At 57.9% G+C, this 11,340-nt stretch carries 5 protein-coding genes; 2 read left to right on the plus strand and 3 right to left on the minus strand.

Going from position 1 to position 11,340, the window contains the following annotated elements; translation table 11 throughout:
- Positions 1–106 precede the first annotated feature (106 nt).
- Positions 107–5,278, plus strand: coding sequence for a DEAD/DEAH box helicase (locus CABTHER_RS14630; RefSeq protein ID WP_014101452.1), 5,172 nt, complete (start codon positions 107–109; stop codon positions 5,276–5,278).
- Between the two features lie 117 nt (positions 5,279–5,395).
- Here the strand turns inward: CABTHER_RS14630 and CABTHER_RS16305 are convergent, their stop codons facing one another.
- The 3 genes from CABTHER_RS16305 to CABTHER_RS16860 all read right to left on the minus strand — a co-directional run bounded on the left by CABTHER_RS16305 (position 5,396) and on the right by CABTHER_RS16860 (position 10,573).
- A complete protein-coding gene (locus CABTHER_RS16305; RefSeq protein ID WP_187288456.1) occupies positions 5,396–7,219 on the minus strand; it encodes a DNA/RNA non-specific endonuclease in 1,824 nt (607 codons plus the stop codon).
- 305 nt (positions 7,220–7,524) lie between these two features.
- Positions 7,525–9,891: a DEAD/DEAH box helicase gene (locus tag CABTHER_RS14640; RefSeq protein WP_081464979.1), complete on the minus strand. Its 2,367-nt coding sequence runs from the start codon at positions 9,889–9,891 to the stop codon at positions 7,525–7,527.
- Entirely contained in the window at positions 9,875–10,573 is a 699-nt protein-coding gene (locus tag CABTHER_RS16860; protein ID WP_081464980.1) for a hypothetical protein, read from the minus strand. The genes CABTHER_RS14640 and CABTHER_RS16860 overlap by 17 nt, the downstream gene beginning before the upstream one ends.
- A 149-nt stretch (positions 10,574–10,722) precedes the next feature.
- Here CABTHER_RS16860 and CABTHER_RS14650 point away from each other — a divergent pair, with 149 nt between their 5' ends.
- Positions 10,723–11,334: a DUF1517 domain-containing protein gene (locus CABTHER_RS14650; RefSeq protein ID WP_014101457.1), complete on the plus strand. Its 612-nt coding sequence runs from the start codon at positions 10,723–10,725 to the stop codon at positions 11,332–11,334.
- Positions 11,335–11,340 lie beyond the last annotated feature (6 nt).

The following is an 11,340-nucleotide window of genomic DNA, read 5'->3' on the forward strand; positions in this document are numbered from 1 at the left end:
CCCCGCTGGGAGCGCGGGCATCCTGCCCGCATGTCTCTTCCGGGGTGGCGGCCCCATCCCAAGGCCGTGGGCGTCGCCGTAGAAAAGACTTTGCAGGGTAGCGCAGATGTCCACCATCTTTGACCTCCACTCCGCCGTTCTGGACGACTACCAAAACTTCGTCCGCTCGTTTTTCCTCATTGCCGATGACCGGGCGCGGGCATTCGTGGACCGGTCAATGGAAGAAGAGGGCTATCTCTGGCCCGAACCGCTGGTGCAGTTGAGCCCCGCCTACGCTTCCGGGCCGACCGTTGATGAACTGGCCAGCACCGGTCACATCACGCGGGAGACAGCACGTATCTTCCGCCTTGAGGACGGACACCCTTTTCGCCTTCACCGCCACCAGGAAGAAGCGATTGACAAAGCCGCACGGGGCGAAAGCTTTGTCGTCACCAGCGGCACCGGTTCGGGAAAGAGTCTCTGCTACTTTCTGCCCATCATTGACAGCCTGATCCGCCATCCCGACACCGGCGGGCGGGCCGCGGCGCTGGTCATCTACCCGATGAATGCGCTGGTCAATTCCCAGTTCCAGGCCCTGGACGCGCTCAAGGAGCGTTATGAACGCACCTCCGGCCGCCCCTTTCCGGTGCACTTTGCCAAATACACGGGAGAAACTTCTGAAGCCGCGCGCGAGAAGATACGGCTCAACCCGCCACAGATTCTGCTCACCAACTACGTCATGGCGGAACTGCTGCTGGTACGGCCCGAAGATCAGCGGTTTCTGGAGCAGATCGCGAATGGCGAACGGCAGAGCAAGGTAGAAGCCACACTGCCACCGGCGATTCGCCACGCACCATTCGCCGACCGGGGTTTACGCTTTCTGGTCTTCGACGAACTGCACACCTACCGGGGCCGGCAGGGGGCGGACGTGGCCATGCTCGTTCGCCGGCTCAAAGAACGTTGTGCCGGGGACGGCCTGTTACACATCGGCACCAGCGCCACCATGATCTCGCGGCCGGATGCCACCGCCGAAGAGCGTCGGCAAAGCGTCGCCGATTTTGCCAAGCGCTTCTTCGGTCATCATTTCGGGCCGGAGCATGTCATCGAAGAAACCCTTGCGCCTTTCACCGAAGGCGGCCCGCCGACCGCGGAAGAACTGAAAGCTGCCGTCGGGACGCCCCTGCCCGGCGACCTCTCCGCACTGCGCGGCCACCCCCTCATGCGCTGGCTGGAATATGAACTCGGCATCGAACAAAGCCCCGATGGCACACTCAAGCGCCGTACGCCACGCGAGCTTTCCAAAGTAGCCGAACAACTTGCCGCGCTGACCGGCGGCGATGTCCAGCGTTGCACCGACGCCCTGCGCAAACTGCTGGCGCACGCCAGCCGCCTCCAACGGGAGGGCCGCACCCGGGCGCCAGCGTTCAAGCTCCATCAGTTCATCGCTCAGGGTCGGACGCTCTATGCCACCGTGGAAACACACGAAGCACGGCGGTTTTCACTTGAAGGGCAGGTCCAGGCCGGCGAAGACAAGCTGTTTTTTCCAGTCAAATTCTGCCGCCAGTGCGGGCAGGACTATTACCATGCCGTGCAGCAGGAAGAGCGATTTTTGCCCCATCCGGTAGGGACAGAACCGGATGGGGACGACGCGCAGGCTGGGTATCTGATGCTGGCCCCCGGCGAGGGTGACTGGTCACGGGAACAGCTTCCCGAGGATTGGTTCAAGGCTGACGGCAAACTGAGTCCGACTTGGAAGGAGCGGGTGCCGCAGGCGGTCTGGGTCCGGCCGGACGGAGCGTATTCCCCCTTCCCGCAGGATGGAGCGCAAAAGATGTGGTGGCAGCCACACCCGTTTTCCCTGTGCCTTGGCTGTGGTGAGTACTACACCGGGCGGGAGCGCGATTTTGTCAAGTTTGCCTCACTCTCAAGCGAAGGACGCTCCAGCGCCACGACGATCCTTGCCAACTCCCTGCTGCGGCATGCGGCGCGCACCGGAGCGGCACGCGACAAACTGCTCACGTTTACGGACAACCGCCAGGACGCCTCACTGCAGGCCGGACACTTCAATGATTTCGTCCACGTGGCGCTTCTCCGGGCGGCGCTGTATGCGGCACTACGCCAATCCCCCGAACTTGCCTTTGACCGGGTGGCGGAAGCCGTCGTCCGTGCATCGGGGCTTGGTCTGGCCGACATCGCCCAGAATCCGGGCCTTGACCCGGAAACCCCGGCGGTCAGGGAAGTCTGGCAGACGTTTACCGACCTGACGGAATATCGGCTCTATGATGACCTGCGGCGGGGCTGGCGGGTGACACACCCCAACCTCGAACAGGTCGGGTTGCTCAGCATCGAGTACTACGGGCTGGAGACGCTCTGCCAAAGCCAAAAGCTGGTTGACCTTCATCCGTGGTTCAGGCAGGCCGCTGGTGAGGAACGGAAAACTCTTCTCCGGGCGGTGCTGGACCAGTTCCGGCGCAAACTGGCCATCCGGGTTCGCGCACTGGAGGAAGATTTCCAGAAAAGCCTGCGCCGGCGTGCCGGGCAATACCTCAACGAGTTCTGGGGACTTGACCCGGAGGATGACGAACTGCGCCCGGCTAACCGCTTTGTCCGGCACCGTCCGTCAAGCCGTCAGGGACCAGGCTTTGGACTGAGCGCGCGCAGTCTCATTGGCCGCTTTCTCATCAAGCGCCTTGGGCTGAACGCCGAGGCGTACGACGAGTTTCTCGGCGCACTTCTTGCGCTTCTGGTCAGCCACGGACTGCTCGCCATCGAAACGGCAGGCAGCCAGCCGTGCTACCGACTCGATGCCTCATGTCTTCGCTGGTGTCTGGGACAGGGGACGCCGCCAGCTCCCGATCCCCTCTACTCACGACGCGCAGAAGCGGCGGGCTACGCGGTCCCTTCCCGTCCTGTCAACGCCTTCTTCCAGCATTTTTACCAGTCGGCGGCCGCCAGCCTGGCGGCGCTCGAAGCCAGAGAACACACGGCGCAGGTGGTCAGGCCCGGCGAGCGGGAGCGCCGCGAACGGCGCTTCCGTTGGGAGGGGCAGGACCAGACAAAAGAGGCGGAGACGGGTCGCCGACTGCCCTACCTCGTCTGCTCCCCGACGATGGAACTGGGTGTGGATATTGCCGATCTGGAGCTGGTGCATCTGCGTAACGTTCCGCCGACACCGGCAAACTACGCACAGCGCAGCGGACGTGCCGGACGGCAGGGACAACCCGGGCTGATCGTGACCTACTGCGGCGCGCTCAACAGCCATGACCAGTACTTTTTCCGCCGCCGTGCCGAAATGGTAGCCGGGCGAGTGCGACCGCCACGGCTGGATTTGGCCAACGAGTCGCTGCTGCGCGCGCACATCCATGCGGTCTGGCTGGCGCACGTACGCCTGCCCCTGAAGAACTCGATTGAAACCGTCATTGATACCGAACAGATCACAGACCTGCCTCTGCACGAAGAGGTAAAAGCCCAGATTCAGCTTTCTGAACCGATCCGCCAGCACATCGGGCAGCGCGTGCGCGCCCTGCTCGCGGCCGACCGTGAAGTTCTCGCCAGAAGCGGCTGGTTCAGCGACCGCTGGGTGCGGCATGTCATCGAAGAGGCCCCCCGCGAATTTGACCGGGCGTTTGACCGCTGGCGGGAACTCTACCGGGCGGCCACCCGCCAGTTGCAGGCGGCCCAGGCTGCCCTGGAGCGCGCCCGCAGCAACGATGACCAGCAGGAAGCCAATCGCCGCCAGCAGGAAGCCGTACGCCAGCGCAACCTGCTCCTGCAGATCGGAACCAGGTATGAAGAAGGGGACTTTTATCCCTACCGGTATCTGGCCAGTGAAGGTTTTTTGCCCGGCTACAACTTTCCGGCGCTGCCGGTGCGCGCCTGGGTGCCACGCAGCAGTGAAGGTGAATTCATTGCCCGGCCGCGGTCGCTGGCGATCCGGGAGTTTGCGCCCCACAACTTTCTCTATCACGAGGGACGCCAGTGGGAATCAGTGGCCTTCCAGACGCCTCCGGGCGGACTGGATGAACGCCGGTACAGCCAGAAACTATGTCTGACCTGTGGCGCTTTTGCCGACCCGCACGACGATGGCTGTCCCGTCTGCCACACCCGGTTTGATGCTTCCAACAGCCTGGCAACCCCTTTGCTCGATATGCCCAATGTGCGGATGAAACGCCGCGCACGCATTACGGCCGATGAGGAGGAACGCCGGCGGCGGGGGTACGAGCTGCAAACGTTTTTCCAGTTTGCCCCGGAAGGTTCCGGCCACCGTGTCCAGGAAGCCGATGTGGTCAGCGGACAAACGCCGCTGCTGCGCCTGGTCTATGCCCCGTCGGCGACGCTGCTCCGCGTCAATCACGGCTGGCGCGGCTCGGAAGTCAAAGGCTTCCTGGTGGACTTTGAAAGTGGCGAGGTCATTTCGTCGGCTGACAAGCCGAGTCATCCTTCCCGTCCGCACCGTCTGGAACGCATCCGATTGGCGGTACGCATGACGCAGAACGTCCTGATCGTACGCCCGGCCCAACCCGAACAGTGCGCGGATCAGACGCTGGAAGCCACCCTGCGCTACGCCCTCAAGCGGGGCATTGAAGAGACCTTCGAGCTGGAAGAGACGGAACTGGCGGCCGAGCCCATCGGCGACGGGGAGCACCGGGCCATGCTGCTGTACGAAACAGCCGAAGGCGGAGCAGGTGTCCTGCGGAGATTTGTGGAAGAGGCAACCACGCTGGCTGAGGTGGCGCGTGCCGCGCTTGAGATTTGTCACTTTGAACTCCGGGAGGACGGCCTGAGCGACACCCGACCGGATTGCCGCGCGGCGTGCTACGAGTGCCTGTTGAGCTTCGCCAACCAGCATGAAGCGCTCAAACTCAACCGGCACCACATCCGGGAGTTGCTGTTCAACCTGGCCGCCGGCCGTACGGAGCCGCGGGTGAGAGGCAAAACGCGCAACGAACACCTGGCGTGGCTGCGGTCCCTCACCGATTCCCGCTCCGAACTTGAACGGCGGTTGCTTGACGCGCTTGCCGAAGGCGGCTACCGGCTGCCCGATGACGCACAGAAGCGGATTGCCGAGCCGGCCTGTGTGGCAGACTTTTTCTATGAACCCAATGTCTGTGTGTTCTGCGATGGCTCAGTGCACGACGAGCCATCCCAGGCCGCGCAGGACCGTGAACGACGTGCGGAACTCGTATGCCGTGGCTACCGCGTCATCGTCGTGCGTTATGACGCCGACATACAGGAAACGATCGCCCGTTATCCCGATGTCTTTGGTCGCGACGGACAAGACGTAGCTCAAGGTTCCTGACCTTGGCACGAGAGCATGATGCCCGGCACGATGACGCCGGTCATCACCTGGAAAAAACCGCACGGTGGAAGCGAACCACCGTGCGGCTGAGTGATGCCAAGCAATGGATCAACCGACCTAACGTCCTTTCTCGCGCAGCGCTGCCTGCACTTCTGGCGGCAGGTTCGTGAAGAACCGCATGTTGGTGGCACGTTCGATGTCTGCCACCGACACCCGGTAGTCTTCCCAGTTGTCGTTGCGGATGCCCTGGCGGTTGGGCATATCCACGGCGATGACCTGCGTATCCCGGTTGATGCGCTCCAGGTCGTTGTCACCCCGTGGGATCAGCACCACGACTTTCCAGACCCGTTCGGGAATGGCGATGTTGGCGTCACCTCCCTGCCCCGGAATCCGGCCCACTTCGCCGTAGCTGCCCATGATGGTGTAGGCCTCCATGTCGTTCTGGCGAATCTGGTCGCGGACGTACCGTTCCATCCGCTCCCAAGGCCCCTGGTTGTTGTCCGGCGCCTGGGGAAGGACATTCGTCATCAGAAATGTGCCGTTGTTAGCCTCGCGCGAAGCTGTACGGTCGGCGCTGGGCAGGTGATGCCCACGGTCATAGCCGCTGCCGGTGTAGTCAAACGTCGTAACGCGCCGCCAGCCTTCGGGAAGCTGGTTGTCAGTGCTGTTTTCATCGAACTTGCCGCGCCCTTCGCGTCCGAGGTGTGACCGGTCGGTGTGCCAGGCCACCCAGTTCGGTTTGGCATCGGCCCGGTTGTACGAAGCCGTGAACTGATCGCGGACGATGAGGTAGTTGTTTTCCTGGCGCACATCCGGGACGGCATTCGAGGGATTGCCCAGCAGCAGCGGGCTGTTGTCCGGTGGCGGCGTCGGACGCGGCGGCGCGGGCGGCGGCGTGCGGTCCGTGCCTGTGACTGACAGCGACCAACTCCGCAGCGTTCCCACATCTCCCCGCTCGCGGTCTTCCACGATGAGCGTCCATTCGCCCTTGGCGTCCGTTCCGTTGAAATCGGAAGGGTTGGCCGTAAAGCTGACCGTACCGTTGCCCCGCCCGCCCTCACGGTTGCGTAGCGTTACTTCCTGTCCCTGGGGCGAACGCAGCTTGACTACCAGATCGCTGGCGTAGGTGTGGGCAATGTTGACATCCACGCGCACGCCGGTTGTCTTCAGGTCGTCATTGATGGCAATCGTTGAGGTTGTTGTCTGAAAGTCACGGATGGACGCATTCGGCGTGGCCGTTTGCGTCACGGTACGGCCGCCGGTTGCCGGTGGCGGCTCCGGCGCAGGACGGGTGCCGGTCAGTGCCAGCGACCAGTTACGCAGTGTGCCGACATCGCCGCCAGCGCGGTCTTCGACCACCAGCGTCCAGTTGCCTTTGGTTGAAACCCCGTTGAAATCAGTGGGGTTGGCTGTGAAGCTGACCGTACCGGTGCCGCGTCCGCCCTCACGATTGCGCAGCAGCACTTCGCGCCCTTCGGGCGAGCGCAGCTTGACCACCAGATCGCTGGCATAGCTGTGCGCGATGTTGACATCCACGCGCACGCCGGTTGTTTTCAAATCCTCGGTGATGGCAATCGTGGAAGTTGTTGTCTGGAAGTCACGGATGGCGGCGTTGGGGGCGGCTGAGGCCGTTACCGTCTGGGTATTGCCGGCTGCGGCAGCCGCAGACGTGGCAGCCGTGGGCGCGGCCGTAGGCGCAGCAGCCGGACGGAACATCGAGAAGAGGCTGGCCCGCAGTCGGTCAGCCTGGTTGAAACCTACCCGCGCTGTGTGGGCGGCATCGAGTGAAGTCGGGCTGAACGTTGTCGGGCGTGCCGGCGTTGTTTCGGAGGGGGTTGGCGCCGGTTGGGGGCGCGTCCGGGGAGCAATGGACTGGTCTTCCACCCGCGCACGTTGCAGACGGGAGACAAGGGCAGCGAAGGGATTACCGATGCGCGACATGACAAACCTTTCAAAAAGACCACAGGGGCGAATGAAAAAATAGGTAACGGCTCTGGTGCCGGGTGGACCCATACCAGGGCTTTCCACACCATGTTATCGCCCCGGTCAGGCGCGTGTTGCGTCCGGCTAAGTCTTTTCTGGAAAAATAGTTAGGACACAAGCCGGAATGTAAACGGGAGATTTCAGAAGAGGCTCTTGCCGCCACCGATGACACAGAAACGCAACATTATGAGAACGTCCGTGACACAGCAGGTCCATCTTTTCTGGAAGGAAGTTACACCCCTAGCCGGAAGGTAAACAGAAGATTACAGGAAGAGCCTTTCACAGGTAGCCGAGATAAAAGGCAAAACATCTCTGGGCAATGTTGGTAGCTTGATTCCGTCTTGAGGTTGCCTTGAAGGTTGCGGGTGCATTCTTGGTTGTTGTGTCGAAATCGTATCCGGCTTGGACACACCAGTGGAATCCTGCACTGGTTCTGATTTATCCCAGTTTATTCCATGGGAATCAAACGAAGCTTCTTTCAGGTTTTTCGCCATAACACAGAAGTATTCAAGTTTTTTCCACTCACTGCGGTCACCGATAACATACAGCCGTTCCCGGGCGCGGCTGATAGCCACATTGAGCAGATTGGGTTTTTGAGCAGACCAACTTTTTGCAAGTGGTTTCTTTGGGTTTCCACCCAGCACCAAGATCACAATGTCAGCTTCCTTTCCTTGACTTGCGTGTACTGTACCGACCTTTTTTTCATCAAGTTTGTAATTCTCAGCTTTATTTTTCAGTTCTTCAGCAACGGAGCGGAAAGGAGTGATGAGATAGATGTTCTTAGGATTAACTTTCCTGATTTCTACCAGCTCTTTGAGCAGCTTATCAAGTGCCTCCCCTTCTTCCTCAATCCAGTGACCTTTTGACTTCTGCCCGCACACATGAATCCAAGCTGGTTCAGGTAGAACACAGGATGTACTAACTTTGCCATGAATCATCAATCCTCCGTAGGCAATCTTGTTAATAATGGAAAACATAGGTTCGCTGCAACGCCAATGGACGCGCAATGGGCAGCTGACCCAGATATTTTCTTTCTTTTCTTTACTCTTTTGTTTAATCAATCCTTCAATTGTCGTTCCCCATCTACTGGCCCGGTCGGCTAGGTGCTGAACTGACGAACGACTTGGGCGAAATTCTGCTTCTACTCCAAGAGTTTCTGCCAGCTTTTTTTCAAGCTCCCCCGGTAAAGTGACAATGGGTTCGAGCTGTAGTGGGTCACCAACAACAACGACCCGCCGCGCCCGCCAGATGGCACCGACGGCCTGCTGCGGAGCTGCCTGCCCGGCTTCGTCAACAAGCAACCAGCCAATCCCGCCCTTTCCGATACCGGAAAACATCCGTCCGACGGAGGCAAATGTCGTCGAGATGACTGGTACAATAAAGCACAGGGCATCAAGAGCGTGCTGGCAGGCCTGTTCTTCTGACGAAAGCTTGCCTTCCAACCACTCACGGACAACCTGCAACAGGGCGAGCCACTCTTCAGGGTAAGCTTCAATGAACGCCCGATGCAGGTCGAGCGCGGCAAGAAACAGGTTCTGACGTTCTAAAAACCATTCTTTGCTATGGAAAGGTGATGACTTTTCGCGATCGTCTTCCTTTTGAGAATGTAAAGGGTTATTTTCAGCAGTACTTTTCACTTTCTCTCTCGATTTTTTCTCAGCTTTTAAGACATCATTAAACTTCTTCCGAGCCTCTTCTAACTCGATCGCCGGCTGAGCTTTTCCATCTTTCAGCGAGAGAAGATGCTGACGTAACCCACTGGAAGCTGCTTCCGAGTCGCAGAGTGCACGAATGAACTTCTGACAATTCTCCTTTTTTCCCAGTGCGGCTGAAATTAGTCCCCAAGCTTTCTCTTCCGTCTCTTCAGCAGCTTTGATACTATCTTGCTCAGGAACGTCTTTTTTTCGGCCATTGAGGAGCCTTGTGGCGATGTCGCGAAAATAGTCATGGCCTCTGACTCTTTCCTGCGACACAGAGGCCATGCGTGGCAGCTCCAAAGAAATGTTTTCAACAGGGCTATTATTCGATGATGCTACAACAATGGAGTGATCACGTAGTTCTTCCTTCAGAGGACGGTAGCCAAATTCTTGGTTACTAATGTTAATCTTTATTTCTTCGAAAATTCCTTTCCTATCTTCTTGAAGCTTTGATAATTTTAGGGCGCGTCCGACTACAACCATTGCGACAATGTCACGAAGTAGGACCGTTTTTCCCGTGCCAGGTGGACCATTGACAGCAAAAAGACCTTCCTTTAAGGCGGAGGTACTCGTATCTTCCTCGTGGGCTTCTCTTTTTTCGGCAAACTCCTCGCACATAGCATTGATAGCGAGCTGCTGGCTGAAAACAAGGGGGTAATCACTTGGCCAGCATCCAAGTGGAAAATTTTCTGGTCTCAGCTTTTCCCAAACTTTTTGGTCTTTACGCACATCTATTTTTTGGGTTTGCTTAGTGAAGTAGCTTTGCAAAGCTTTTCCGAAGTTATTTTCACCTGCTTTGGTTATCTTGTAGAGATCATTAATAAAAAAACTGCTGGTAGGAACACTGTCAATGTCAACTTCGACTTCATTGTCCTGGTATTCACTTTGAGGACTAAGAAAGGGAAAATCACTTTCATCATTTTTTTTGTTCACTTAGCCTAACAGACTTCACCAGCATGCTTATTTCTTCTCCGAGGAGTTCCTCGGGAAATTGACATTTTTCAGCTATGTGTGTTATAAGCTTATCAATACACTCTTTACTTCCTCCCATTCTCCTGAATTCTTCCCAATTTTTTTCGATATACTCAATTAGTTCTTTTCTAAGTTCAAATAATTTGTTATAACAGCCTTCTGCAACATAAGAATTTTCATTGTAAGAACCCTCTTTTTCCAAGGTTTTCAAGACTTTTTCTCCGCTGTCCTTACACCCTAAAACAATACCAGACGCCCAAGCATTCAGTGTCAGGTTGAGAGTATCTGGTATTGGCTGTCCGTACTTATCAAAGTGTAGATCAAAGAGACGTGCAGTTACTTCTGTAGCATTCTGCTTTTTTTTATCTTTTGGATCGATGTGCTTTACCAATTTCTCTACCAATTCTTGGGTATCATAAAGCCCACAATGCACAACATACCTCCAGTGCGTTTTTTGATGTTCCTCGCGTTCTTGGTGTTTGTGGCCTTTCTCCCACGGCAGCAATGCGTTTCCACCTTTCACAAGGTATGATGGCTGGTATTTGTCATCTGGTTTCTCCTTACTGATCTGCTGAGGGGACAGGGCTTCGACAGCACGCCAGAAAGCCAAAACTTTGAGGATTGCGTCTTTTTCTGTGCTCATTGCCTTACGACCTCGTTCGCTTTTGCTGCCAGCCGGCACCGATGAGAAGTTCGCGTCACCCCGAATACCAATGGCATACCAAATGTGTTACATGATACTCATCTTGAGGCCGATCTCAAGGCACCAAACCTGATCAAGGAAACAAACGGATGTCGCGCCGTTCGTGGTTTGCCAAGCTGTTCCTCAAAGATGAGGAACTCTACTTCTTCGGCGTCCAGCTCGTCATTCGCGCCTTCGGCGAAGACACCCTCCGCCGGCGGCTGGCCACGGTCGTGGCCGACCCGGATGGCGATCTTCAGGATGTTGCCGCCAAGCAGCGTTACTTCAAGCGCATTGTGGCCCTGCTGCTCGAACAGGAACCCTACTGGACGCACGCCTACTGGGAATATGTTACCGGCGAGGAAGGACAGACCATGTTCGAGGAATGGTCGGCAGAACTGGCGGCTTCCTCGGCAACCGAAGATGAAGAAGTCGGCGACGACGTGGACCAGATGCGCCGTCTCTCCAACCGCAAGGACTACGTCGCGGCAACCATTCTGCTGCTGCTGAGCGTCCCATACCCGCCCGGTGAGGCCGTCACCGATGAGCGGCGCTACTGGCAGCGTGAAACCCTGCGCTCGCTCGTCAACGGCATTCTGTACGTCAACCCGGAGACGATTCTGGCCGACGCCGTGTTCGTCATGCCGGGCAGTCCCGAAGACGGCCTCTCCGAAGAAGACCTCCTGACGGGCGGGTGGAGTCACCTGCGCGTCATCATGTGAGTTGCC

The sequence above is a fragment of the Chloracidobacterium thermophilum B genome, assembly GCF_000226295.1.
Lineage (GTDB): Bacteria > Acidobacteriota > Blastocatellia > Chloracidobacteriales > Chloracidobacteriaceae > Chloracidobacterium > Chloracidobacterium thermophilum.